Origin of the sequence: Odoribacter splanchnicus DSM 20712 (assembly GCF_000190535.1) — a bacterium.
GTDB lineage: Bacteria > Bacteroidota > Bacteroidia > Bacteroidales > Marinifilaceae > Odoribacter > Odoribacter splanchnicus.
The window spans coordinates 4,128,770-4,153,503 of the sequence record NC_015160.1 but is presented as its reverse complement, the minus strand read 5'-3'; the positions used below and the strand labels follow the sequence as shown (position 1 = coordinate 4,153,503).

The following is a 24,734-nucleotide window of genomic DNA, read 5'->3' as shown; positions in this document are numbered from 1 at the left end:
TACTGAAAACTTTTTCTGTGGTTCGGAGTCAGAGAACGAAATTTTTATCTATGGAGGACAATATTGTATACAAATTAGTAGTAAGGAAGAGTTTGCCAGTATGGCAAAGAGGGCATTTACAACCGGTTGTATGAAAATGGTTTAACATAGTAGGTTGGCATTTAGTCATAACGGACATATTTTTCGTAGAATTTTGTATATTTTTGTAGTAGTTATGGAATATAGTGAAAGTGGATTTGAAAATAGCTGAAGTACGGACGTTGGGTGTTGCCCATTGGGAACATGAATTAAAAAAAGCTTATAATGTCATTAGTTGCGGCAATGAAAAAATGTGTAATGCTTTACAAGGGGGGATAAATAAATGATGAGACAGACCGGATTTGGTTTGTGACTGGTATTTGTAAAAAATGACCGATGTTTACAAAAGAAGTGTTTGTGCAGAAAACAAGAAGATGGGAAAACAATATTTATTATAAAATGGCCAAAAGTTATAGTATGTCGGGTAAAATTTTATATGCGGAAGATGATTTTCTGACACGCGAAATAGTCGGTGAGAAACTGGAAGAAGAAGGGTATGCGGTTGTATTGGCAAAAGACGGTAAGGAGGCGTGGAACGAATTTCAGCAAAATGTTTTCGATGCGGTTATTCTGGATGTAGATATACCGGTATATAACGGCTATGAGGTTGCAAGTCTGATACAGTCCGAAAATTTACAAATACCCCTGATTTTTTATAGTTCACTTACCGATGTTGAGTATATAAAAAAAGGATTTGATAATGGGGCGAAGGTGTATATTGTGAAATCGGGAAATATGGAAGAGTTGGTGGTAAAACTTAAAAGTGTCTTGCGAGACAACAGTTCCCGTTTATGCTATCTGACAGAACAGCTAAGTTTTGATACCTTAACAAATAAACTGTTTATGAAGGGCAGAGAAAAAGTTTTGTCAACTTTAGAAGGAAAAATATTAGCAGTACTATGCAAAAATCCTAACCAATTGGTAAAAAAAGACTTGCTTTTAGAAATCGGTTGGAACAGTACAGACGTAAATTGGGAAAGTCAATTGATAAAAACAATCTCCAAACTGAGAAAACTTTTAGAAGAATGTGAGGGTATCAATTTACGCAACGACACCCGAAAAGGATATTGGTTGTTGATAGATTCGACAATAAAGAGTAAGAACTGTTGATAGCAAATTTATTGGCCTATCGGGTAATTTGATTCGACAGTGATATACATATTTACACTTATATATGTAGAATTATTCTGTCGTTACTTATTCGTCTTCGGTGATCGGAATTGGCGACCTGGTCGCTTCTGTCGGTCGTCTGGCTTTTTCTATCACTGACCGGCGGAACTCCTCACTACGTTCGTCAGACACCACCGGTCGGGCGTTCAGAAAAAGTAAGACGACACTCGCCAGAGCTCCAATGGTCGCCAATCCCGATCACCTCCGACTAACGTTATCACTGAATTGCAGATTAGTCTTGATTTAAGAAAGCTTATTCTCACTGGAAATAATCCGGACGGTCCGGCTTCCTGCTACTGCAAATTTCTGGTTGTATTTTCTTTGCCGGTTAGCTCTGCCGTGAGATGCAGGGTTTTATGGCGGAAGACCATTGGAGCGGGAACGAGGATCCGGTTAGGTTTTCCGAACGCCCGACCGGTGGTGTCTGACGAACGTAGTGAGGAGTTCCGCCGGTCAGTGAAGGAAAGCCTTAGCGGACCGGTCCAGGCGAACCGGTCTGACGGTATAAAACCCGAAATCGGAATAGATAGAAAAAAATAAACCTAGGTTTATTTCGTTATTTATTTGTCTTCGGTTATTGTGATCGTCGAGTGTGCTATGGTGGGAAAGTGTTTGAGCTTCGTGACACACCCGCCGATCACGATAGCCGTTGCTCACGTCCTGATGGGAGCAGTTATGAAGACTGCGCTCTGAGAGCATTAAACTTTCAAAACCTTGTTTGCCCAAGCCCTGTAAACCTTGTTCACCATTTGTGATTTCGGAGATTATTTCCGAAATTTGTTCATGTGTAAATTCCATAATAATTCATTTTTGAAGTTCCCAATACAAAAATAATAAAACTGGGATTTACACACTTTTTGAAACACTATCTCCAAGTTTTCCGATTGATCCCTCATCCACACTATCGGCTCGAACCCGATAAAATAAAAAGACCGGAAAAAAATCCGATCTTTTTACAACTTTCATTAATTTGGCGGAGAGAGGGGGATTCGAACCCCCGGTACAGTAACCCGTACGACAGTTTAGCAAACTGTTGGTTTCAGCCACTCACCCATCTCTCCTCGATGTTCTGCGCTGAATTGCGATCACAAAAGTAGTGCTTTTTGACAAACCTGCAAACTTTTACTCTATTTTTTTAGGTTTATTTCTGAGAGCAGGATTCGCGGCGGAGTTTATCGAACAACTGTCGATGAAATTTTCGCTCAGCATCACTGAGTTTCCATATTTTCGAAGCAGGAACGACTTGTATCATTTTTTGATAATATTCTTTCTTCACTTCATGGAGCCGGGCTTCATAGCCCAACATTTTCCCGATCGCTTCTTTATAATCGGTTTCTTTCAGTCCTTTCGCATTTCTCACTTCATGAAAGCTTTTCCGCATATCGGCTTCTATTTCCCGGTTTTTCTTCTGCATCTCATTGTACAAAGGCCAGAAAACAGCTGCTTCAGCAGGGGAAAGGTCCAATTCCTGTGTAAAGAAAGCGACTTTCTGCGCATCGAATTCTTTCCGTTTCTCGTCGGTCAATTTGTCCTGAGCCCATACGCCCACCCCACTCCACAACAGCAACACAATCAAAATTATATTCTTCATATTCTTATTTACTTAATAAATTCCAGCCAGAATCATCTCATAATTATCTACTTCAGAAGCCAGGTATTCGATGATTTCTTCATTTGTCGGATTAAACTGGCTGTCGAAAATATCCTCTGCTTCCATTTCCTGTACAATAGCATTTTCCCCCTCGATATCCGGCAAGTCAGTATTCTTCGCTCCGGGAAATAGAATCTGAACCACCATTAAAGCAAGAAAGAAAATAGCCACTAAGCCCATATAAGGCTTCAACCCGCGAAGAGAAGAACTTTTTTTCACTTCTTTCTGTTTTTCTATCCGACCGGTAATTCGGCCGGTCAATTCGTCAAAATACCCCTCAGGTACAGTGAACGGATTTTTCTTTTTATATTTATCGTCAAAATTTTCCATGGCTTAATCAATTTAAGGTATCCACTATTTTGAGATTTTCTTCTATTTTTTTTACGGCATTGTGATAAGTCGCTTTCAGGGTCCCGACAGCCACTCCCAGCACATCTGCCATATCCTCGTAAGGCATGTCGTCAAAATACTTCATATTGAAGATCAAACGTTGGCGTTCGGATAAAGTCAGAATAGCCCGTTGCAGTTCTTTTTGTATTTTATCCCCGCTAAAGTAAGTATCGCTTTCTAAAGTATTTTCCAGATATACAGAAATCTCATCGCTATTCCCGTACACTTTCCGGCTCTTCTCGTTCAGAAAATTCAGCGATTCGTTGGTTGCAATCCGGTACATCCAGGTATATAGTTTCGAATCGTTGCGAAACTCTTGCAATCCTTGCCAAATCTTCACAAACACATTCTGCAATAAATCGTCCGTATCGTCATGGTTGATCACAATCTTCCGTATATGCCAATACAAACGCTCTTTATATTTATTTACCAGCAACCGGAAAGCTTCCTGTTCTCTCTTCCTTTCGTGAAACAACCGGATGATCTCGTCATCTTCTATGAATTCCATGGGTTCGATTTTTTCCAGCATTTAACATTTAGACAAATCTGCCAGACAAAGGTTTATTTCCAGAGTTGTGAAAAAGAACGAACATGCCTGAAATAAAAAGCAAAAATAACAGATCCCGGATAAATACAAGGATCCTGCTTCGGGATAATAGTGGCAGAAATATACCCTTTTTTCATTTTTCCGAATTCCCGGTAAGCCCGGCCCACCGATCGTGCATTGGCCCACTCCCCTTTCACCAGAAACATCACCCAGGCCATAAAATCCAGGACACGCCGTTTCCGGCTTTTGCTTTTCCACTCCCGCGGGCTCAGGTTTTTATAGAGCATCAGCAGATTATTACGGTAATTCAGGAATAGCTTCCGGGGATGATTCATGGGCAAAGAACCTCCTCCCAAGTGATAAACGACTGAAGCCGGCTGTACCTTCAATGCATAACCGCGATTCCGTATCCGCCAGCACAAATCGATTTCTTCCATGTGAGCGAAAAAACGCTCATCCAGACCTCCGGCCTGCAGATAGCTTTCCCGGCGGATACACAAGGCAGCTCCACTACACCAGAACACTTCGCGCACCTCATCATATTGGCCCCGGTCCTCTTCGGTCACGTTCAAAATCCGTCCCCTGCAAAACGGAAAACCCAGGGAATCGATAAACCCTCCGCAAGCCCCCGCATACTCGAAATGATTCCGGTTCGTATAAGCCAAAATTTTAGGTTGCACTGCTGCAATCCCCGGTTCTTCGTCCAGGAGAGCGACCAAAGGTTCCAGCCATCCGGGAGCGACCTCCACATCACTATTCAGCAATACAACGATCTCCTCCGGTACCAAACCGACAGCCCGGTTGTATCCACCTGCAAATCCATGATTTTGCGAAAACCGGATCAATTCCACTTCCGGAAACTCTTGTTCCAGTATCCGGACCGAATCGTCTTCGGAAGCATTATCGGCCACGACAATCCGGCCCAAACCGGGATCGGTGTATTTAACCACCGAAGGCAAAAACTCACGGAGTAATTTTTCCCCGTTCCAATTCAATATGATCACCGCAACCCGAGCCATTTCTTTATTTTTCACTTCCATCCGTATTCCGTGTATGTTTCCACCGTTTATGCGACCAAAGCCATAATTCAGGAACCTCGCGGATATACCGCTCTAAAAGACGTGTATGTATCCGGGTCAATTCCCCGGGTTCCAATTGTCCGGGATCACTACATACATCGACAAAATCCACCTCATAATACCCTCTCCTCACCTTCCGCATCTTCAGGGATATTACCGGCAAACCGAATTTCCGGGCAATCTTCTCGGTTCCTACTAATATAGGCGTATCCTGATTTAAAAATTCCATCCAAAAATTCAGGTTAGCCCTATTCGGTGTCTGATCACCGATAAATCCGGCCAGGAATAAGCGTCCGTTTCTTTTGTTTTCGACAATCCGGCGCAAAATATCGTTTTTAGGTACCGGTTTCGCCCCGAACCTCGACCTCAGCCGGATCATCATTTTATCCGCTACCGCATTATGCAGAGGTTTATATAAGGTAAAGAAGTCGAATTCCCGGGGCATCCAAAGGCTATAGGAAGACATCCATTCCCAATTGCCGTAATGCCCCAATACCCCGATAACACTTTTACCCTGATCGAAATACCGCCGAATCACTTCAGGATTCGTAAACTTACACCTTCTGCGTATTTGTTCATCCGACATATGCCACATCTTGTACATTTCCACAAAAAAATCACACAAATGCCGGTAATATCGTTTTTCAATCTTTATAATTTCCGAAAGATCTTTTTCCGGGAAAGCATGCTGTAAATTCGCCCGTACTACCCGGCGTCTGTATTTCAACAGATAGTAAATCAGATAAAAATAAATATCCGAAAAAAAATACAAGATCCTCAGAGGCAACAGCCCACCCACCCAAAGAAAACCATACAAAATATAATAACCCATTGTCTCGATATTAAAAAGTCAAAGATAAAAGCTTTCTTACTAAATTTAAAATTCAAGACAGTAAATCTCCTGAAAGAATTCTGAAAAGGAACAAAATAATTTACACATCAGTCAAATAATATCATGATCTACAACAAACCTGACAAAGGTAAATCCAAAAATTTGTCTTTCTCAGAAAAATAAAGTATTTTCGTGAGTTCAATAGAGCATAGAAGCCGTATTTCTCAAAGGTTTTCGAAATTCCTTTTCAGGGAAAGCAGGTTATGATAATGTATCCTATTGATATGCGAACACTTAACTGCTGACAAATCATGGAGCAAGAAAACAGTTTAATCCCGGAAGAGGAAATCAAGAATCCGGAAATCTTAGAAACCAGTACAAACGACGAACCCGTTGCCGCTGAAAGCAAGGCCGTCGAAAACGCTAAGGAAAAGAAAGAAGTACCGGAAATTGATTTTTCTATATTAAGTACAGAGGAAATCATTCGGCAAGCCCAAAAGCTGATCAATGATTACCCGGTGGTATCTTTAAAAGAAATATTTGAAGGATTACCCGAGATTTTTGAATCCCGGTATAAAGAGGAGTATGAAAAAGCATTGGCCATCTTCACTGCCAACGGAGATAAACCGGAAGATTTCGAATACAAAAACGACAACCGGGAACGTTTCAATGCCCTCTACAAGCTCTATAAAGATAAAAAAAACGCTACAGCCCGGCAAACGGAAGCCGAACGCGAAGAAAATCTGAAAATAAAACTCGGTATTATCGAAGAATTGAAAGCACTGGTGCAAAAAGAGGAAGCACTGGACAAGACATTCCAGGAATTCCGGGACTTACAGGAACGCTGGCGGAATACCGGAATGGTACCTCAAGGGCAATTAAACGGCCTGTTGGAGACTTATCACCATCACGTTGAAAATTTTTATAACTATATCAAGATCAATAAAGAGTTGCGCGACCTGGACCTGAAACGGAACCTGGATGCGAAAAACGCTCTTTGTGAAGAAGCTGAAAAATTGGTTGAAAACAACGATATCGCCGGAGCTTTCAAACAATTACAACTACTGCATTCCCGCTGGAAAGAAATCGGTCCTATTCCCAAAGAACAAAAAGAACCGCTTTGGGAACGCTTTAAAGCTGCCACTAGCCAGATCAACGAAAAATACCATCATTTTTTCGAATCCCTGAAACAGGAACAGGAAGATAACCTGAAAGTCAAAGAAGAAATTTGCGGAAAAGCAGCAGCTATCGCTGCCGGTGAATACCGTTCTATATCGGAATGGAATACAGCCACTCAGAATATTATTGACCTACAGGAAGAATGGAAGCATTCGGGAACCATTCCCCAAAAGGAGCGGAATAAAATCTATAAAAAATTCCGCTCGTCCTGCGATACTTTCTTCGAGCGTAAACGGGATTTCTATAAGAACATGTCGGCCGAACAGGATAAAAACCTGGAATTAAAAATCAAGCTCTGTGAAAAAGTAGAAGCGATCAAAGACAGTACCGACTGGAAAATCACGACCGACAGAATCATCTCTTATCAGAAAGAATGGAAGAAAATCGGTCCCGCTCCCAAGAAATATTCGAACAAAGTATGGGCACGTTTCCGGGAAGCTTGTGATACTTTTTTCAATAACAAAAAACTCCATTTCAAAGACATCGATTCTGAACAGAGCAAAAATCTGGAACTGAAAAAAGCGATTATCGAAGAAGCCCGCCAGTTTACTTTGTCCGGGAATGCAGAGGAAGATATCAATAAGCTGAAAGACTTTCAGAACCGCTGGGCAGAAATCGGATTTGTACCTATTAAATACAAAGACGCTATCCAGGAAGAATTCAGACATCTCATCGACGGCTGGTTCGACCAGCTCAATCTGGATGAATACGACCGTGACCTGGAAAGATTCAGGGCAAAATTGTCCTCACTGGATGCCGGTGATTATAAGGATTACAAAATTATCAACGAAAGAGAAAAGTTGGTGGCCAAAATCAGACAATTGGAACTCGACGTCAACACCTATGAAAACAACATCGGTTTTATCGCCAAATCCAGTAAATCTCAAGGCTTGATCGAAGAATTGAATTCTAAAATCGAAAATACCCGCCAACGGCTGAATTTACTTCAGGAAAAACTGAAAGCTCTCGACAGCCTGATCTAAACAGCGGCTCCTCAAAGCCGATTAACGCTCTGCCGACAAAGCCTCTCCCCAGGAGAACAATTCCCCCCTTTGTTCACAGAGCGTTAATTTTTTACCCACTCTCCTATTCTTCCTCCCCGCCTCATACCTCATAACCACTCCCATCTCTTTGCTTTTACCTTTCGCCAACTTTTTACCTTCTACTTTTCACTTTTAACCTTTTAATTTATTACCTTTGCCACTTTGATAAATCAATAAAATTCAAGATACAGTGTCAACAAAGTATGTTTTCGTTACAGGTGGAGTCGCTTCTTCTCTAGGGAAAGGCATTATCGCTTCATCACTTGCTAAATTACTGCAGGCCAGGGGGTATAAAGTTGCGAACCAAAAACTGGATCCCTACATCAACATAGATCCGGGGACATTAAATCCATACGAGCATGGCGAATGTTATGTGACGGACGACGGAGCAGAAACAGACCTCGATCTCGGACATTACGAAAGATTTACCGGTTGTCCGACTTCGCAGGCCAATAATATTACTACCGGACGGATTTACCAGAATGTAATCAACAAAGAAAGACGGGGAGATTATCTGGGTAAAACCGTACAGATCGTCCCGCATATCACCGATGAGATTAAACGAAACATCAAATTATTGGGCAACAAAGGCGAATATGATGTCGTGATCACTGAAATCGGAGGTACTGTCGGAGACATCGAATCTTTGCCTTTCATTGAAGCTGTCCGGCAGTTACGATGGGAGTTGGGGGAAAAATCGGTATTGATCCACTTGACACTGGTACCCTTCTTATCGGCTTCCGGTGAATTAAAAACGAAGCCTACCCAGCATTCGGTGAAAGCCTTGCTGGAAATCGGAGTGCAACCGGATGTACTGGTATTACGTACAGAACATGAACTGAATTCCGATTTACGCCGGAAAGTAGCCCTTTTCTGTAATGTAGCACCCAAAGCGGTCATCCAGTCGATCGACGTTTCTACCATCTATGAAGTACCGATCAAGATGAGAGAAGAAAAGTTGGATGAAATCGTACTCGAACAATTGGGATTACCTTTAAACAGCGAACCGGATCTGGAATCCTGGAAAAAATTCCTATATAAATTAAAAAACTACAGCAAAGAAGTACGGATCGGTTTAGTCGGGAAATACGTCGAATTACACGACGCCTATAAATCGATTGTCGAAGCTTTCATCCATGCCGGAGCAGTCAATGACTGTAAAGTAAATATCGAATGGATCCACAGCGAAGAACTGAATGAACAAAATGCAGCCGACTGCCTGAAAAATCTGCACGGTATTTTAGTAGCACCGGGGTTCGGACACCGGGGGATTTCGGGGAAACTGGTCGCTATCCGATATGCCCGGGAGAACAACATTCCTTTCCTCGGTATTTGTCTGGGGATGCAGATGGCTGTCATCGAATTTGCACGTAACGTGCTGCACATGGAAGGTGCCGATTCGACAGAAATGGCTGCCAAAACCCAGTATCCGGTGATCGACCTGATGGATTCACAGTTGAATGTAACCGAAAAGGGAGGCACCATGCGTCTGGGAGCCTACAAATGTGAATTAACGGAAGGTTCCAAAGCTTATGAAGCTTACGGACAAAAAGAAATACAGGAGAGACACCGCCACCGGTATGAGTTCAACAGCAAATACCGGGAGGATTTTGAAAAAGCAGGTATGATCACCACCGGTATCAACCCGGAAAGCGGATTGACCGAAATCGTCGAGATTCCTGCTCACAAATGGTTCGTCGGAGTACAGTTCCATCCGGAGTATAAAAGTACTGTAATTAAACCTCATCCGTTATTCGTATCATTTATCAAAGCTTGTTTATCATAAAGTTAAAAGAACCTATGGATAAAAACACCATCGCCGGATTAGTCATTATTTTTCTTATTCTCATCGGCTTTTCCTATCTCACGCGTCCGAGTAAGGAGCAAGTGGCCGAAATGCAGCGGAAACAGGATTCCATTGCGCGGGTAGACCGACTCAGAGCCCAGGAACTGGCAGCACAACAACAGGCACAAAAAACGCCGGACAATACGACTGCCGCCAATCCCCTGGCTACCAAAAGTGATTCTATTTTCGTACAAAACGATACGGAAAACAAAATCATCACCCTGGAAAATGATAAAATAAAATTGCACATCAGTACTCTGGGGGGACGCATCGTATATGTAGACTTAAAAGAATACCGGACACACGATTCGCTGCCTTTGGTGTTGTGGAAAAACGGAGAAACCGCTTTCGGCATGAATTTCTACGCCCGGAATCAGGAGATCAATACCGAGAAATTTTTCTTTACACCCAGTACGACAGAAACGACGCTTTATGCCCAGGGAAATGAACAGGTGCTCTCTATGCGTCTTTATGCCGACAGCAGCAGATACCTGGAATACCTTTACAAGTTAGCCCCGGACAGCTATATGACCGATTTCAGCATCATCACCCACAATATGGGGGATGTCATTGCATCCAATTCCTCGTTTCTGACGCTTTTCTGGGGAATCAATATGCCCCAGCTGGAAAAAAGTAAAGATTTTGAAAACCGTTATACCGGTGTTTACTACAAATTCAGCGAAGATGCCGTTGAAAACATGTCCCTGACCTCCGATGAAGAGGAGACGCTTCCGAACAAGGTACAATGGATAGACTTCAAACAACAATTCTTTTCCTCTATCCTGATCAGCGAACAGCCTTTGAGTGATGTGGAACTGAAATCGAACATCAGTAAAAAAGACGGATATCTGAAAGATGCTTATGCTGAAATTCCTTTAGCCTATAACGGTTCGGCCAACGAGCAATACAACATGCAGTTTTTCTTCGGTCCTAACTCCTATAAGGTATTGAAAGAATACGGAGATCATTTAGACCTTCCCGATGTCATCAATATGGGATGGAAATGGATTGCGTGGTTCAATAAATATTTCGTTATTCCTATTTTCAATTTCCTGGAAAACCACACCGCATTGAATTACGGAATTATTATTTTATTACTGACCCTGATCATCAAAATCATCCTGTTCCCGCTGACTTATAAATCGTATATGTCACAGGCACGTATGCGGGTATTGAAACCCCAGGTAGATGAGATCGCCAAGAAATATCCGGCCGACAAAGCGATGGAACGTCAACAGGCTACCATGAAGCTTTATAAGCAAGCCGGAGTAAATCCGATGGGTGGATGTTTACCGATGTTGATCCAGATGCCTATCCTGATCGCCCTGTTCTATTTCTTCCCGGGAGCGATCGAACTGAGACAGCAGAGCTTCCTGTGGGCGACGGATTTGGCTTCATACGATTCTATCGCCACCTTACCCTTTACCATTCCGTTTTACGGTAATCATGTCAGCTTATTCTGTCTGTTGATGACTGCGACCAATATCATCTATATGATTATGAATAATAAAAACCAACCGCAGAACGATCAGATGAAAGGCATGCAGACCATGATGTATATCATGCCGATCATGTTCCTGTTTATTTTCAACAGTTATTCTTCGGGATTGAGTTATTATTATTTCATCGCGACGCTGATTACCATTTTGCAAACCTGGATTATCCGGAAGTTTGTCGATGACCAGAAATTGCTGAAGCAAATCGAACTAGCTAAAAGTAAACCGGTCAAGAAATCGAAATTCCAGCAACGTTTGGAGGAAATGCAAAGAATGCAACAACAACAGCAAAAGAGAGGTAAAAAGTAATTAAAGATAAAAAGTAAAAAAAATCCTGCAAATTCGGATGAAATCTGAAATTTGCAGGATTTTTTGTATTTTTACGAAAAACCAAAATCATTCATAAACGTAAGAAACAAGAAAAAATGATGGAAAACATGAAAATTACTATGCACGGAAATCCCCTGACTTTAGTGGGGACACCGATTAAAACCGGAGAAACGGCTCCGGTATTTTATGGAATAAACCAACAGATGCAACCGGTATCCCTGAAAGAATTTGCCGGAAAAGTTGTTGTGATTTCTTCTTTCCCTTCTATCGACACCCCGGTATGCTCGGCCCAGATGCACCATTTCAATAAGATGGCCTCCGAGTTAAGCCAGGATGTCGTTATTCTGGCTATTTCCTGCGACCTTCCTTTCGCCCTTCACCGCTACTGTGCCGCCGAAGGTATCGACCGGGTCATAACCTTGTCGGACTATAAAGAAACAGATTTCGGGAAAAAATACGGGTTCCTGATCGAAGAATTACGACTTTTAACCCGAGGCGTGGTCGTTATCGGTAAAGACAATAAAGTGAACTATGTAGAATATGTTCCGGAAGTAACCCACGAACCGAACTACGAAAAAGCACTGGAGGCGATAAAAAAAGCGCTGGCCTAAGTTTTATCGTTGAGAATTACAAAGTAATTCTCAACGATAAAACAGATTAGATTTGTTTCAATAAATTGATCATCTCGATTGCGGTGGTCATGGCATCGAAACCTTTATTACCGGCTTTCGTTCCGGCTCTTTCGACAGCCTGTTCGATCGAATCGGTCGTCAGGATACCGAAAATCACCGGCACCCCTGTCTGCAATCCGACATGGGCTACACCTTTGGTCGCTTCATTAGCAACCATATCGAAATGGGGCGTAGCTCCCCGGATCACTGCCCCCAGACAAACCACAGCATCGTATTTGCCGCTTTCTACCATCTTTTTAGCTACTAAAGGAATCTCGAATGCTCCCGGTACCCAAGCCAGATCCAGCTTATTTTCATCCCCACCGTGACGTACAAAAGCATCCTTTGCTCCTCCAACCAATTTAGCCGTGATAAACTCATTAAAACGGGCAGCTACCACTCCGATCCGTTGTCCTTCTGCTAATAATTTTCCTTCCAGTAAATTCATAACTTTTACACTTTTAATCTCTATTTTCAATTTCTATTCTTCTTTTTTCCAGTCATTTCTGACATGTAATATATGTCCCATCTTTTTATACTTGGTGTACATATAGAACTCGTTCTTTTCATTACAGGTCATCTCGATCGGTTCACGTCCGACCACTTCGAGTCCGAATCCATCCAATCCTTTTATCTTCAAAGGATTATTTGTCATAAGAATCATTTTTTTCACTCCCAGGTCGGCCAAAATTTCCGCACCGGTACCGTATTCTCTTAAATCAGCCTTAAATCCCAGTGCCAGATTCGCCTCGACCGTATCCATTCCCCCGTCCTGCAGATGATAGGCTTTCAACTTATTGATCAGTCCGATGCCCCGGCCTTCCTGACGCATATACAGCAATACACCCCGGCCTTTTTTCTCAATCCGGCGCAAAGCTTCCGCCAGCTGCTCGCCACAGTCACAACGCAAGGAACCGAAAGCATCCCCGGTGAGACATTCGGAATGTACCCGGCACAATACCGGTTCGCCGTCAGCGATGTCCCCTTTTACAAGGGCAATGTGATGTTCTCCATTGATTTTGTTGACATAACCATAAGCCTTGAAAATTCCGTATTTAGTAGGCATTTCAGCCTCAGTCACTCTTTCCACCAGGATCTCTGTCCGACGACGGTAAGTGATCAGGTCGGCCACAGTAATCATCTTCAAACCATGCCGTACGGCAAATTCTTTCAATTCGGGTGTCCTCATCATGGTACCGTCTTCCCGCATAATTTCACAACACAAGCCGCATTCTTTGAGCCGGGCAATACGCATCAGGTCGACGGTGGCTTCGGTATGTCCCATACGTTCGAGTACCCCGCCAGCTTTCGCCTCCAAAGGAAACATATGTCCCGGACGCCGGAAATCGGACGGTTTGGCATCGTCCTCTACACTCTTCATGGCCGTCATAGAGCGTTCCAATGCCGAAATACCGGTTGTCGTATCCACATGGTCGATCGAAACGGTAAATGCCGTACAGTGATTGTCGGTATTGTTGGCCACCATCTGTTCCAACCCTAATTTTGTCGTCAAAGCTTTGCTCATCGGCATACAAATCAATCCCTTGGCATACGAAGCCATAAAATTGACATTTTCAAGTGTAGCATGTTCAGCTGCACAAATCAGATCGCCCTCATTTTCACGATCCGGATCGTCCACGGCAATAATCATTTTACCGGCCCTCAGATCAGCAACAGCTTCCTCGATCGTACTAAATTTAAATCCTTCCATATTCTTATTTTTTTATCCTATCTATAATCAAAATCATTCTAACCGGCTTAAAAGCCATTGGCCACCAGGAAATCCAAGGTCAGTCCCCCCTTCGGTTTTCCTTGTCCCATCAGTTTCTCTACATATTTGACAATCATATCGTTTTCTAAATTCACCACATCTCCTATCTCCTTTTTCACCAGCGTCGTCTCTTCCTGAGTATGCGGAATGACGGACACTTTGAAAACCTGCTCGTCGGCATAAGCGATCGTCAGGCTCACCCCATCGATAGCCACAGAGCCCTTTTCTACAATATAACGAAGGATTTCGGGAGCAGCCCCCACCGTGAGCCAAATGGCATTTTCATCCTGTTGTTTGCTCACGATCTTTCCGGTACCGTCTACATGCCCGGCTACCAAATGACCACCCAAACGGCTGTTCAGACACAAGGCCCGCTCGAGATTCACAGGATCACCCGGCTTCAATAAGCCCAAATTACTCCGATTCATGGTTTCAGGCATCACATCGGCAGAAAACCCGTCATTCCCTTTACCAACAACAGTCAAACACACCCCGTTCGTGGCTATGCTATCCCCAATCCGCGTGTCCGCCAATACTTTCCGGGCCTCCACCTCAAGGACGACACTCTTGCTGCCTCGTTTCACCGATTTGATCTTTCCGATTTCTTCTATTATTCCTGTAAACATAGTTTGAGTTGATGAGTTGTTGAGTTATTGAGTTATTGAGTTACTGAGTTATTGAGTTACTGAGTTACTGAGTTGTTGAGTTACTGAGTTGTTGAGTTACTGGGTGATGAGTTACTGGGTTGGGGAAAACCTTTTATAAGGAAATCCTCGCCTACTTTTTCAATCGAAACGGATTGTAAAGCGATGGCCTCTTTCATCCAGGCGATACCTTTTCCTTCGACAGGTGTTTTGGCATCTTTACCTCCGATCAGTTTGGGGGCGATGAAAGCATAAACCTCATCTACCAGTCCTTGTCGCAAGAAAGCTTCGTTCAATTCACCGCCTCCTTCCAGCAAGACCGAATCGATACCGGCCTGGCCCAGTTTAGTTGTCAATGCCTGTAAATCGACCCGGTTGTCACAGCCGGGACATAAAATTGTTTCCACGCCTTTCTGTTGCAATTGTACTAATTTTCCGGCATCAGCCCGAGAGGTATGAGCGACTAATGTGCGATAGCGATCGGCAGTACGCACCAATTGACTATCGGTAGCAATTGCAGCTGTACTGTCGACAATAATCCGGACAGGTTGCCTGACCTCGCCTTTCAAACGGCAATTCAACAGTGGATCGTCGGCTTTCACCGTACCGCTACCAACCATAATTCCCATCAGCACCGAACGCATTTCTTGCACTTTCTTCCGGGATTCCTCCCCGGTCACCCAGTGTGAATCACCGGTATAAGCTGCAATTTTCCCATCCAGGGTCATGGCTGTTTTCATCACGATCCAAGGACGACGGGTAGTAATATATTTCAGAAACACCCGGTTTTGTTCCCGGAGCTTTTCTTCTTCCACTCCAGTCTCGACGACGATTCCGGCTTTCCTCAACATTTCGATTCCTTTACCGGCTACCAAGGGATTCGGATCCAATAGCCCGACGACAACACGGGCAATCCTGTTTTCAATAACAGCCTCGGTACAAGGAGGTGTTTTGCCGTAGTGACAACAGGGTTCCAGGGTCACATAGAGCGTAGCCCCTGCCGGATCTTCGGTACACTGCTTAAAAGCATTCCGTTCAGCATGCAGGCCGCCATAACGTTCGTGCCAACCTTCACCGATTATCCGGCCGTCTTTGACGATCACCGCTCCCACCAGCGGATTGGGATTCACCCATCCCCGGCCTCTGTCTGCCAATATCCTGGCACGATTCATATATTCCCGATCCTTTGTTTCCATATAAAAAAAGCCCTGAATGACTTCAGGGCATATATACGAATCATAACAGTAACGACACACGACTGTCCTGCCTCTTCTTTCATCCGGACTATCACCGTCGGTACCGGAATTACACCGGTTCAGTCCCCAAAGGGAGTCGCGGACTATCACCGCCGGTAGGGATTTACACCCTGCCCTGAAGAAACATTTCAAATACGGAAGCAAATGTAATATATTATTCCCAAAAAACAAAGGCTGCATTTCATTTATTGGTATTGAATATAGGAGAAAAATTAAAAAAAAACGATATTTGTTCCTCCAAAAGCAGATTTTTATGGTTAGTGATGAGTGTACATTATTAAAGCAATTTAAATCAGGTGAACGAGAGGCATTTGACCGATTGTTTAAAATGTATGCTCCGCAATTGGGATATTTTTGTCTTAGATTGGTTCGTCAGGAGGATGCAGAAGAGATTGTACAGGAGACATTCATAAAATTGTGGGAAACCCGGGATAAAATCAAGGTAGAGTTGAATTTTAATACTTATATCACGACTATAGCTAAAAATCTGATTTACGATATGTTTCGTAAAAAATTGGTGGAACAGCGTTATTATCAAAAATTTCAATCGTTGATTCAGGAACAATTGGCGGTTGAAAACGAACTTTTCAGAAAGAATCTTCAGGAAGTAATGTTCGATAGTATAAATAAACTTTCGGAACAACAACGGGAAGTAATGATGCTGAAATGTAAAGGTTTCAATAATGACGAAATCGCCGAATTGTTGGGGATATCGAAACGTACGGTAGAAGCTCACCTCAATAAAGCTTACAAAAAGTTAAGACAAGATCTCGGTGAAGTGAGGTATTACTCTTTTTTACTTTTCTTTTAAATTAATAATTTTTCACCGTAGGCTACGTGTGTTTGTGGAGTTGTTCGTATAAATAACAAAACAAACCACAAATGACACTAAAAGAAGTTATAAAAGTATGAATGTATTATTAGTTGATTATCAGTATTATACGCTCTAAACGGTAGAAAAGTGACCGTATGGATTCTGATTAGATACGAAAAGGTGAAGATTTAACGTATTTAACTTTCGATCACATCAGGAATCACGAAATAAGGGTTGGGAGGGGCGCTTTTAACCGACCCCATAATGTGGTGAATGGAAGTTATAGGACGAAATCCATAAAGGGGTACGGTTGAAACGACTCCCTTGAACGTAGGGTGTGATTACATGTCATACCCTTTTGTTCTAAAAAACATTTTTTGTGTAGTTTACGATGCAACATTTTGCTGTTTTTTTACTTGATAAACGCAGTTTTGTGTCAGGCTCAAACTCTCGTTTCCTGTCAAGTGATGTTGTGACTGAGTTCCGAGGTAGAGGTGACGAGATACGCATCTGGCCTCTCACCTTTGACGAGTACTTTAATGGTATTGGTGGCGATATACGCAAAGCTTGGTTGGATTACTATACTTTTGGAGGACTGCCACAAGTGGCTTTGCTTGAAACGGAAGAAAAGAAAACAGACTATTTGCGTGGTTTGTATGAGACGACCTATCTGCGTGACGTAATTGAGCGCAACCATCTGCGTAATCCTGAAGGAATGAAGGAATTGGTGCGTGTGCTTGCCTCGGGCATTGGTTCGTCAACCAATCCAACGAGAATAGCCAATACCTTTCAAACTGTACAGGGGGTAACCATAAAAAGAGACACTATAAAACAATACATTGACTATCTGAAAGACTCATTCTTGATAGAGGAAGCCTTGCGCTATGATGTGAAAGGCAGAAAATATATTGGTACCGAGACGAAATACTACTTCGCTGATGTCGGCATACGTGGAGCCATTCTCAACTATCGTCAACAGGAAGAAACGCACATTATGGAAAACATTATCTATAATGAGCTTCGCAGTCGAGGATATAATGTGGACGTAGGATTGGTTGAACTTGGTGGCAAGGATGAGAACGGTAAGTTTGTCAGAAAACAGTTGGAGGTAGACTTTGTGGTGAACCGCCCTCCATACAGAGTGTATATCCAGTCGGCTTTTCACATGCCTACGCCAGAAAAGGAACAGCAAGAACGTCGCCCATTATTGTCAATCAATGACCACTTTCGTAAGATTGTCATTGTTGGTGATGAGATTCATCGCAAGGAGGACAAACTCGGTGTGTTGACTGTTGGACTATTGGATTTTCTGACGGATAAGAACTTGTTGGAGCAAGGATAAATCTCATAAAAAATTATTTTTTACAGGCAAGATTTTTGCTTTTTGATGATTTAATAAGTAGAAACTAAAAAGCAAGAAATATGAGAATAACAAAGAAAACAATTCTGGCAATAGGTCTGATAGCCAGTTCGCTCACGTTGAACTCATGCGATTACAATGATAACAATGTGGTGTTACGGCGCCCAACTGCCCTTGTAACGGTGTATCCTTCTGCGCCTACCGGCTTCTTCATGCAACTTGATGAATCAATGTCGCTTGTACCTACCAATATGAAAGCCTCACCGTTTGGAGACAAGAAAGTGAGGGCTTTGGTGAACTATACAATAGAGGAAGAAAGCTACGGAGGCAACCAACTGAGTGTGTATGTAAATTGGATTGACAGCATCCGTACCAAACAGTCAGTAATGACGCAAGGATCAGAAGAAAAAGATGCAAAAGCATTTGGAAATGACCCTATTGAAATTGTCCGTGATTGGGTCTCTGTTGCCGAGGACGGATATGTTACGCTCCGCATACGCACATTGTGGGGAGGAATTACCAAACATGTTATTAATCTTGTGAGCGGTGTGAACAAGGATAATGTATATGAGTTCGACTTGCGCCACAATGCCCAAGGTGACACCAACGGAAGAATGGGGGATGCACTTATAGCATTTGACCTCAACTCACTATGGAAGAAACATCCTAAAGAACTGAAGATAAAACTCAATTGGCTGTCGTTCAGTGGCAAAAAGTCTGCCGAACTGTCGCTCAAAATGCATACGGTCACATCGGTGTACAATGCCGAAACACCCTCATTTTTGCATCGTATAGAATAAAAATCGAAAAAAATATTTTTCCCAGGCAAGATTTTACATTGCTCTTCATTTAAGGGAATGAGAGTACTCGAAAAAAACAATCGTGCTAAGGCTGTAGATGGACGCATACTCATGCCGTGGCGCATAAGTTAAACGACAAAATTATAGAATAAAATGAAATCAATGAAATTCTTTAAGTTTGCAACATTAATCGTTTGTGCCGTATTTGCAGTGGCATTTGCTTCATGCTCTGACGATGATGACAACACTCCCGCCATCAAGTTCAATCCTTCAACCGTTTCAGTTGCCGTTGGCGGCACAAAGAATGTAAAGGTAGCAGGTGGAGATGGTATTTACACCGCTAAATCAAGCGATGACAAGACCGCCACCGTAACTGTTGACAAGGCTACAATTACGGTAAAAGGAGTTAAGGCTGGCAAGGCTACAGTTCTTGTTACTGACTCCAAGAAGGTGACTGGCAGTTTGAGAATTACCGTGGTTGATGGTGTTGTCGTGGACAAAGCCAAGACAAGTATTGCGGTTGGTAAGGAAGATGTAGTAAACATTAGTGGAGGTACAACACCTTATACGGCTGCAAGCAAAGATGATAAGATCGCCACTGCTACCGTCAAGGACGCCAAACTTACCATAAAGGGAGTGAAGGTTGGAAGCACAACTATCACCATCACAGACAAAAACAAAAAAACTGCTACGGTAGTTGTTACAGTAACAAAATAAGAAACTCGTTGTTACGAGATAGTGCAAATGCTTTTTGCTGTATGGTAAAGGCATTTGCACTTCGCTGTTTCCAAGGCTTTTAACCCTATAAACATCATGTTCGGCATAACATTCAGAAAAGAAACGGAAGAGGAACGATGGTTGCGAAAGGCACTCGATGGCGACAATACTGCCACCGAGTGGATTTATCGCAGGCATGGGCGATATCTGTCTGCACTCTGCTCGCGCTACATTACAGAAGACGAAGACATTAAGGACGTGCTACAAGAATCGTTCATCAAGATATTTACTTCTCTGGATAGTTTCAAGTATCGTGGAGAGGGGTCTTTGAAAGCATGGATGGCAAAAATTACTCTCAATGAGATCCTGAAGTTTGTACGCAACAACAGCCGTTTGCCCATTGATAGTATCGATGATAAAGATATGAACATTGCAGATGGCGACAGTATGGAGACTGAGGACATACCTACCGATGTACTTCATCAGTTTATACGTGAGTTGCCCGATGGATACCGAACTGTATTCAATCTCTATGTCATTGACGACAAGAATCACAAGGAAATAGCCCAATTGCTGGGCATAAAGGAGAACACTTCAGCTTCGCAGCTGCACAAGGCCAAATCAATGCTGGCGCAGAAGATAAAACATTATAGAACCATCAATTCCATTTAACGTATGAAAAATAATTGGCAAAAAGACATACACGACCGTTTGGGCAACTATGAGAAAGATGCACCAAAAGGACTTTGGGAGGACATTCGCAAAGGAACGACTGATGAGAATGGTGGCTATATGCATGGCGGCAGACCTTTCAAAACCTACTGGCTACGGCGCACAGCGTATACTGCAGCCGCTGCAAGCGTGGCTTTGTTGATAGGATATTCAATATATTCTGAATACGCAAACGATGGTCAAACGCCATCAGAAATGACAAATCTACAAATAGCACATACACCAGCAGAGCCATCCCCTAAAGGCAATATCGTTGCTGATGACGGCAATAATCCTATTGCCTGCAACTCACCTGTGCCACGCATCATTACGACCATAGTACACAAATCTGTTGGTGACATTGATACATTGTTATCTTATGCTAATGATGAGAAATCTTTGGAAACAGCGTCTGACAACCGTGAGGTGGATGATGCCAACAATTCAAAAGAAACGAATACAACTGCCGACAAAGAAAATTTGCCGAAACGTGAGAATGAGAGCAAGAAAGCAAACAATTATCATCACAACAGCAATTACGGCAGTCTTGTGGCTTACAACTCTGACGCAAGGCGTCACGCCTCTTCGTCCACATCGCCACGTTGGATTGTAAGTACAAGTGCAATGGGATCGGTGGGGGCATCAAGAACCATAACATCTATTGGTGCCCCTGCTGTCGCAACTGGTCCAGATGATTCTGACTGGGAGGACACCCCTATGCTCGGCATCAACATATTCAATCAGGGAAAGGAGGTGAAGACAGAATACAAGCACCGCTTGCCTGTACGCATTGGTGTGAAAGTGGCATACACACTTAACGAGCATTGGATCATCGAAAGCGGACTTACATACACTCGTCTCTCTTCCGACATGAAAGACGGAACAAAAGAGAACTACTTTACGGGCGAGCAAAGGCTGAACTATGTAGGAATTCCTGTCAACATGAAATATAATGCATGGTCATACAAAAGGTTCAATCTATATGGCTCGGCAGGTGTACTTGCAGAAAAATGCGTATCGGGAAATGTCACGAAAGAATATGTCATCAATAATGCGACAAAGAAGAAAGAGACTGTCAACATTGACAGCAAGCCTTTGCAAATGTCTGTAAATGTGGCTTTCGGCGTGCAGTTTGACGTGCTTGACAATGTCGGTATTTATGCAGAGCCGGGCGTAAGCTATCATTTAGATGACCATTCTTCGCTCCAGACTATCTACAAGGAGAAACCGCTGAACTTCAATCTCAATGTAGGTGTAAGATGCACTATAGGTAAGTAACAATTAAGAAATATAAAATCATAAAGAATATGAATACAATAAAAACATTGGCATTAGCGACCATCATCATTGGTATGGCATCATGCGCCAGCACCCAAAAATCTCAAATGTTATGAATGCGTGGATAACAACAAAAAAAAGGTTGAGGTTGTCGTTGAACTGCACCCCGAAAGTTAGACATAAAACTTTTGGAGTGCAGTTTGCTTATGAAAAGAACATTCGCAGAAAAGTTTAACATTGTGTCTCAAGCTCTCTCTGGGGTACCCCAGAGCCACCTATGCGAACAATATCATCTAGGACAGCATTATTTGGAAGACTTGATTGATCGCTACCAGAAATACGGGGAGAACGGATTGAACCGCAAGTCCTCCATAGTTATTTCTTCTGAAAGGAAAATAGAGTTAGTGCGGGATTTTCTTGAAAATGGTGTAACTTTGCGCCAGATATGCAATGAAAATAAAATCAGCCGAACGGCCTTTGAGTCATGGGTTTGCAAGGCAAGAGTTTATGGATATGATTCATTGCGACAATATAACAGGCGTGGACGTCCACCGAAAGACCCAATGGCAAGACCGAAAAAGCAAGAGCCACAGACAGAACTTGAAAAACTTCAGGCGGAAAACCTCCGTCTGAGGGCAGAGAACGCGCTGCTAAAAAAAGTGAAGGCCTTAGTCGAGGAACAGGAAGCCCGAGCACGTCTCAATGGGCAAAAGCCATCGACGAACTAAGGTCCGAATATCCTCTTGACTTATTGTTGGAGTTAAGAAAGATGGCTCGTTCCGTGTTCTATTATCATCTTAAGCGGTTGAGAGCCGCGGATAAATATGTTAATGAAAAAGATAATATCAAAGCTATTTTCCATGAACATAAAGGGCGTTATGGCTATAGGCGCATTACCGCCGAGATGCGGAACCGTGGTTTTATAATCAACCATAAGACTGTTCAAAGACTAAGGCAGTCCATGAATATCAAAAGTCAGATACGCAAAGTGCGTTATCGTTCATACAAAGGCGAAGTCGGTAGAATCGCTCCCAATATCATTAACCGTGATTTTGCTGCATCGGCACCCAATCAGAAATGGGCGACCGATGTGACACAGATAAACATTGGTTCGACTAAGTTGTATCTGTCTCCAATCCTCGATATGTTCAATGGCGAAATCGTATCTTACAACATCTCTAAATCGCCAAACCTTGAGCAGATATATGATATGCTTGACAAAGCTTTTGAAAAATACGATAATCTTGACGGGCTTATAATACATTCTGATCAAGGATGGCAATATCAACACTTCGGATACAGACAGCGTCTTGAGGATTACAATATAATCCAAAGTATGTCCCGAAAAGGCAATTGTCTTGACAATGCCATGGCTGAAAACTTCTTCGGCATAATGAAATCCGAATTGCTTTATGCCGAGAAATTTGAGTCGCCGGAAGCCTTTATAAAGGCTTTGAATGAATATATTGATTATTACAACAATAAAAGAATCAAATCCCGGTTAAATGGAAAGAGTCCGGTACAATACCGAACTCTTTCTATAACTGGATAATGTTTAACCTGGCCAACTTTTAGGGTGCACTTCACTTTTTGGACAGCCCCTTCTTTTATCGCCTATCAGACGTTATTTCGTTTAACAATACTACTTTATATTCACCTCAATGGCTGCCGGATATATTCTTGCCGGATCATAAAAAGTGGCACAACTATTTACCATATGTTCGAGTCCAAGCTTTACTTTTCCCTGAAATGCTTTTTTACCATTGACAATCAGAGTGATTTTCTTATTCAGATCGACTAGTTCCGGACATAAATAAATCACGACCTTTCCCTTGGTTGCCGGCCGATAATCTTTTTCGAATTTCAGCTCTATTCCCCAATTAGGGTCGGTCTCGACCGTTTTATAAGTAACCAGATCGACTTTCAATGAGATTTCGTTTTCTTTTATCGCCAATTCATAATAAGTTCGGGAAGAATAGTCATCATTCGAACGTTCTTTAACGGCCAGATTATAAAATCCCTTCCGGTACATCCCGTCCATCTCGAAATTTTCCCAATTTACATTTTTAGGATAAGGGTTGCGGGTATATTGTTTCAACCAGGGAGTCGTAAGCGTATAATCGATAGCATGTCCTCTCCCTGGAATCAGTTCTATCCGATGGATATAATCTTCCGGATACAATTTCTTTAATCTTTCAAATTCATTTTTAGTATATGTTGTCAGTTTATTCCGGTAGAAACCGGCATCTGCGGCTCCGGTCAGAAAAGAAAAGGCAATATTCCGGCAGTTTTCGACAGGTGCATTTTTCAAAGGTTCTCCCCCGGCCATAGGTCCTGCTCCGGCCAGATAATCGGCATAATAAGAGGCGAGACGCTGGCTACCGTATCCCCCTTCGGATATACCGAAAAAATAGACTTTATCGGGGTTGATATTTCCGGAAACAAAAGCCAGGCGTAACAACTTTTCCCAGGCAAACTGTTTTGATTTTTGCCACCAGCGGTAATAATTACCCATATTGGGAATCTGGGGTATAAAATAGGCCGAAGGAACATCGTCGAATTTTTGGCAAAGTAAGATCCCGGTTGCCCACTCCTGGCCCTTATCACCGGAACCATGCATATAGAGGTAAAGCGGGTATCCCCCTTCAGGCCCGGGCTCTCCCTTACATCCCCAATAATAGGGCATAACAGCATGCGGTTCGAGCTCTGCCGGTAAATCCCAATTACCGGAGTTTTCCTGCTCCAATTTACCGAGTCCGATCAATTTTTGCTCGTCAAACCGATTGTTCGCTTCTACCCACGCATCCCAAACCAACTGGCGCTGACGGGCAATATCGGCCAAAGATACCGGCTTATTGTCTTGATATAAGGTTTCATCACCCGACAGGTAATTTAAAAAGAAACGAACCATTTTCTCTTTCAACGCTTTATTTTCGCCGGCAACAGCTTCGTTTTCATTTCCGGAACCGACGGCCAGAGCCGGACAAGCATACGATAATATCGGAAGTACTAAAAAGCAAAAAATTTTTAAATAGTGGGCAGTAGTTTTCATTTTATTCAGACCAGAAAAT

At 42.8% G+C, this 24,734-nt stretch carries 24 protein-coding genes, 1 tRNA gene, 2 pseudogenes and 1 riboswitch; of the genes and pseudogenes, 13 read left to right on the top strand and 14 right to left on the bottom strand.

Annotation, left to right across the window (positions count from 1 at the left end; translation table 11 throughout):
* Positions 1–414 precede the first annotated feature (414 nt).
* Positions 415–1,188 (top strand): response regulator transcription factor, encoded by a 774-nt coding sequence (locus ODOSP_RS17590; RefSeq protein WP_013613623.1) that lies wholly within the window; start codon positions 415–417, stop codon positions 1,186–1,188.
* A gap of 87 nt (positions 1,189–1,275) precedes the next feature.
* Here ODOSP_RS17590 and ODOSP_RS20015 read toward each other — a convergent pair whose 3' ends face one another.
* From ODOSP_RS20015 to ODOSP_RS17555, 8 genes and pseudogenes are all read right to left on the bottom strand, one after another.
* Positions 1,276–1,440, bottom strand: a complete 165-nt coding sequence (locus tag ODOSP_RS20015; RefSeq protein WP_157741868.1) for a hypothetical protein — start codon at positions 1,438–1,440, stop codon at positions 1,276–1,278.
* 426 nt (positions 1,441–1,866) lie between these two features.
* A pseudogene (locus ODOSP_RS20600) lies at positions 1,867–2,046 on the bottom strand (IS256 family transposase); the annotation flags it as partial.
* 173 nt (positions 2,047–2,219) lie between these two features.
* Positions 2,220–2,309, bottom strand: a tRNA-Ser gene (locus ODOSP_RS17580).
* Between the two features lie 80 nt (positions 2,310–2,389).
* On the bottom strand, positions 2,390–2,839 hold the full coding sequence (locus ODOSP_RS17575) for a hypothetical protein (protein WP_013613621.1): 450 nt from the start codon (positions 2,837–2,839) through the stop codon (positions 2,390–2,392).
* Between the two features lie 12 nt (positions 2,840–2,851).
* Complete coding sequence (locus ODOSP_RS17570) at positions 2,852–3,229, bottom strand: hypothetical protein (protein WP_013613620.1); 378 nt, start codon at positions 3,227–3,229, stop codon at positions 2,852–2,854.
* 7 nt (positions 3,230–3,236) lie between these two features.
* Entirely contained in the window at positions 3,237–3,797 is a 561-nt protein-coding gene (locus ODOSP_RS17565; RefSeq protein WP_041557630.1) for an RNA polymerase sigma factor, read from the bottom strand.
* Between the two features lie 53 nt (positions 3,798–3,850).
* A complete protein-coding gene (locus tag ODOSP_RS17560) occupies positions 3,851–4,855 on the bottom strand; it encodes a glycosyltransferase family 2 protein (protein WP_013613618.1) in 1,005 nt (334 codons plus the stop codon).
* 4 nt (positions 4,856–4,859) lie between these two features.
* Positions 4,860–5,747 carry a lysophospholipid acyltransferase family protein gene (locus ODOSP_RS17555; RefSeq protein ID WP_013613617.1) on the bottom strand — a complete coding sequence of 296 codons (888 nt, stop codon included), beginning with the start codon at positions 5,745–5,747 and terminating at the stop codon, positions 4,860–4,862.
* Between the two features lie 311 nt (positions 5,748–6,058).
* On the opposite strand from ODOSP_RS17555, the gene ODOSP_RS17550 reads away from it, so the two are divergent.
* Positions 6,059–7,909 (top strand): DUF349 domain-containing protein, encoded by a 1,851-nt coding sequence (locus ODOSP_RS17550; RefSeq protein ID WP_013613616.1) that lies wholly within the window; start codon positions 6,059–6,061, stop codon positions 7,907–7,909.
* A 21-nt stretch (positions 7,910–7,930) separates the two neighbouring features.
* Here the strand turns inward: ODOSP_RS17550 and ODOSP_RS20010 are convergent, their stop codons facing one another.
* On the bottom strand, positions 7,931–8,077 hold the full coding sequence (locus ODOSP_RS20010) for a hypothetical protein (RefSeq protein WP_157741867.1): 147 nt from the start codon (positions 8,075–8,077) through the stop codon (positions 7,931–7,933).
* Between the two features lie 82 nt (positions 8,078–8,159).
* Here ODOSP_RS20010 and ODOSP_RS17545 point away from each other — a divergent pair, with 82 nt between their 5' ends.
* From ODOSP_RS17545 to tpx, 3 genes are all read left to right on the top strand, one after another.
* Positions 8,160–9,755, top strand: a complete 1,596-nt coding sequence (locus ODOSP_RS17545) for a CTP synthase (protein WP_013613614.1) — start codon at positions 8,160–8,162, stop codon at positions 9,753–9,755.
* A 14-nt stretch (positions 9,756–9,769) separates the two neighbouring features.
* Positions 9,770–11,620: a membrane protein insertase YidC gene (gene yidC, locus ODOSP_RS17540; RefSeq protein ID WP_013613613.1), complete on the top strand. Its 1,851-nt coding sequence runs from the start codon at positions 9,770–9,772 to the stop codon at positions 11,618–11,620.
* 128 nt (positions 11,621–11,748) lie between these two features.
* Positions 11,749–12,252: a thiol peroxidase gene (gene tpx, locus ODOSP_RS17535; protein ID WP_013613612.1), complete on the top strand. Its 504-nt coding sequence runs from the start codon at positions 11,749–11,751 to the stop codon at positions 12,250–12,252.
* A 46-nt stretch (positions 12,253–12,298) separates the two neighbouring features.
* Here tpx and ribH read toward each other — a convergent pair whose 3' ends face one another.
* The 4 genes from ribH to ribD form a co-directional block, all read right to left on the bottom strand.
* Entirely contained in the window at positions 12,299–12,760 is a 462-nt protein-coding gene (ribH, locus tag ODOSP_RS17530) for a 6,7-dimethyl-8-ribityllumazine synthase (protein ID WP_013613611.1), read from the bottom strand.
* 33 nt (positions 12,761–12,793) lie between these two features.
* Positions 12,794–14,023 (bottom strand): bifunctional 3,4-dihydroxy-2-butanone-4-phosphate synthase/GTP cyclohydrolase II, encoded by a 1,230-nt coding sequence (locus tag ODOSP_RS17525; RefSeq protein ID WP_013613610.1) that lies wholly within the window; start codon positions 14,021–14,023, stop codon positions 12,794–12,796.
* Positions 14,024–14,070: 47 nt separating this feature from the next.
* Positions 14,071–14,709: a riboflavin synthase gene (locus ODOSP_RS17520; RefSeq protein WP_013613609.1), complete on the bottom strand. Its 639-nt coding sequence runs from the start codon at positions 14,707–14,709 to the stop codon at positions 14,071–14,073.
* An 80-nt stretch (positions 14,710–14,789) separates the two neighbouring features.
* Positions 14,790–15,923, bottom strand: a complete 1,134-nt coding sequence (gene ribD / locus ODOSP_RS17515; RefSeq protein WP_046403465.1) for a bifunctional diaminohydroxyphosphoribosylaminopyrimidine deaminase/5-amino-6-(5-phosphoribosylamino)uracil reductase RibD — start codon at positions 15,921–15,923, stop codon at positions 14,790–14,792.
* Positions 15,924–15,990: 67 nt separating this feature from the next.
* A riboswitch (FMN riboswitch) is annotated at positions 15,991–16,110 on the bottom strand.
* 126 nt (positions 16,111–16,236) lie between these two features.
* Between ribD and ODOSP_RS17510 the strand changes: the two genes are divergently transcribed.
* From ODOSP_RS17510 to ODOSP_RS17475, 8 genes and pseudogenes are all read left to right on the top strand, one after another.
* On the top strand, positions 16,237–16,794 hold the full coding sequence (locus ODOSP_RS17510) for an RNA polymerase sigma factor (protein ID WP_071823588.1): 558 nt from the start codon (positions 16,237–16,239) through the stop codon (positions 16,792–16,794).
* Positions 16,795–17,188: 394 nt separating this feature from the next.
* Positions 17,189–18,139 (top strand): ATP-binding protein, encoded by a 951-nt coding sequence (locus ODOSP_RS17505; protein ID WP_013613606.1) that lies wholly within the window; start codon positions 17,189–17,191, stop codon positions 18,137–18,139.
* An 80-nt stretch (positions 18,140–18,219) separates the two neighbouring features.
* Positions 18,220–18,957 (top strand): NigD1/NigD2 family lipoprotein, encoded by a 738-nt coding sequence (locus tag ODOSP_RS17500; protein WP_013613605.1) that lies wholly within the window; start codon positions 18,220–18,222, stop codon positions 18,955–18,957.
* 153 nt (positions 18,958–19,110) lie between these two features.
* On the top strand, positions 19,111–19,674 hold the full coding sequence (locus ODOSP_RS17495) for an Ig-like domain-containing protein (RefSeq protein ID WP_041557045.1): 564 nt from the start codon (positions 19,111–19,113) through the stop codon (positions 19,672–19,674).
* Between the two features lie 96 nt (positions 19,675–19,770).
* Positions 19,771–20,346: an RNA polymerase sigma factor gene (locus ODOSP_RS17490; RefSeq protein WP_041557044.1), complete on the top strand. Its 576-nt coding sequence runs from the start codon at positions 19,771–19,773 to the stop codon at positions 20,344–20,346.
* Between the two features lie 3 nt (positions 20,347–20,349).
* Positions 20,350–21,663 carry an outer membrane beta-barrel protein gene (locus tag ODOSP_RS19040; RefSeq protein ID WP_013613602.1) on the top strand — a complete coding sequence of 438 codons (1,314 nt, stop codon included), beginning with the start codon at positions 20,350–20,352 and terminating at the stop codon, positions 21,661–21,663.
* A gap of 206 nt (positions 21,664–21,869) precedes the next feature.
* On the top strand, positions 21,870–22,391 hold the full coding sequence (locus tag ODOSP_RS17480) for a helix-turn-helix domain-containing protein (RefSeq protein WP_013613601.1): 522 nt from the start codon (positions 21,870–21,872) through the stop codon (positions 22,389–22,391).
* A pseudogene (locus ODOSP_RS17475) lies at positions 22,373–23,215 on the top strand (IS3 family transposase); the annotation flags it as partial. The gene ODOSP_RS17480 and the pseudogene ODOSP_RS17475, both read left to right, overlap by 19 nt.
* 90 nt (positions 23,216–23,305) lie before the next feature.
* On the opposite strand, the gene ODOSP_RS17470 reads toward ODOSP_RS17475, so the two are convergent.
* Positions 23,306–24,715, bottom strand: a complete 1,410-nt coding sequence (locus ODOSP_RS17470; RefSeq protein WP_013613599.1) for a carboxylesterase family protein — start codon at positions 24,713–24,715, stop codon at positions 23,306–23,308.
* Between the last annotated feature and the right edge of the window lie 19 nt (positions 24,716–24,734).

Excerpts from the sequence above, each read along its gene's own strand:
- ODOSP_RS19040 (WP_013613602.1), top strand. The coding sequence starts at position 20,350 with ATGAAAAATAATTGGCAAAAAGACATACACGACCGTTTGGGCAACTAT.
- ODOSP_RS17570 (WP_013613620.1), bottom strand. The coding sequence starts at position 3,229 with ATGGAAAATTTTGACGATAAATATAAAAAGAAAAATCCGTTCACTGTA.
- ODOSP_RS17550 (WP_013613616.1), top strand. The coding sequence starts at position 6,059 with ATGGAGCAAGAAAACAGTTTAATCCCGGAAGAGGAAATCAAGAATCCG.
- ODOSP_RS17525 (WP_013613610.1), bottom strand. The coding sequence starts at position 14,023 with ATGGAAGGATTTAAATTTAGTACGATCGAGGAAGCTGTTGCTGATCTG.
- ODOSP_RS17560 (WP_013613618.1), bottom strand. The coding sequence starts at position 4,855 with ATGGCTCGGGTTGCGGTGATCATATTGAATTGGAACGGGGAAAAATTA.
- ODOSP_RS17510 (WP_071823588.1), top strand. The coding sequence starts at position 16,237 with ATGGTTAGTGATGAGTGTACATTATTAAAGCAATTTAAATCAGGTGAA.
- ODOSP_RS17470 (WP_013613599.1), bottom strand. The coding sequence starts at position 24,715 with ATGAAAACTACTGCCCACTATTTAAAAATTTTTTGCTTTTTAGTACTT.
- ribH (WP_013613611.1), bottom strand. The coding sequence starts at position 12,760 with ATGAATTTACTGGAAGGAAAATTATTAGCAGAAGGACAACGGATCGGA.
- ODOSP_RS17500 (WP_013613605.1), top strand. The coding sequence starts at position 18,220 with ATGAGAATAACAAAGAAAACAATTCTGGCAATAGGTCTGATAGCCAGT.
- ODOSP_RS17565 (WP_041557630.1), bottom strand. The coding sequence starts at position 3,797 with ATGGAATTCATAGAAGATGACGAGATCATCCGGTTGTTTCACGAAAGG.
- ODOSP_RS17520 (WP_013613609.1), bottom strand. The coding sequence starts at position 14,709 with ATGTTTACAGGAATAATAGAAGAAATCGGAAAGATCAAATCGGTGAAA.
- ODOSP_RS17480 (WP_013613601.1), top strand. The coding sequence starts at position 21,870 with ATGAAAAGAACATTCGCAGAAAAGTTTAACATTGTGTCTCAAGCTCTC.
- ribD (WP_046403465.1), bottom strand. The coding sequence starts at position 15,923 with ATGGAAACAAAGGATCGGGAATATATGAATCGTGCCAGGATATTGGCA.
- ODOSP_RS17575 (WP_013613621.1), bottom strand. The coding sequence starts at position 2,839 with ATGAAGAATATAATTTTGATTGTGTTGCTGTTGTGGAGTGGGGTGGGC.
- ODOSP_RS17590 (WP_013613623.1), top strand. The coding sequence starts at position 415 with ATGTTTACAAAAGAAGTGTTTGTGCAGAAAACAAGAAGATGGGAAAAC.
- ODOSP_RS17505 (WP_013613606.1), top strand. The coding sequence starts at position 17,189 with ATGCAACATTTTGCTGTTTTTTTACTTGATAAACGCAGTTTTGTGTCA.
- ODOSP_RS17495 (WP_041557045.1), top strand. The coding sequence starts at position 19,111 with ATGAAATCAATGAAATTCTTTAAGTTTGCAACATTAATCGTTTGTGCC.
- ODOSP_RS17555 (WP_013613617.1), bottom strand. The coding sequence starts at position 5,747 with ATGGGTTATTATATTTTGTATGGTTTTCTTTGGGTGGGTGGGCTGTTG.
- yidC (WP_013613613.1), top strand. The coding sequence starts at position 9,770 with ATGGATAAAAACACCATCGCCGGATTAGTCATTATTTTTCTTATTCTC.
- tpx (WP_013613612.1), top strand. The coding sequence starts at position 11,749 with ATGAAAATTACTATGCACGGAAATCCCCTGACTTTAGTGGGGACACCG.
- ODOSP_RS17490 (WP_041557044.1), top strand. The coding sequence starts at position 19,771 with ATGTTCGGCATAACATTCAGAAAAGAAACGGAAGAGGAACGATGGTTG.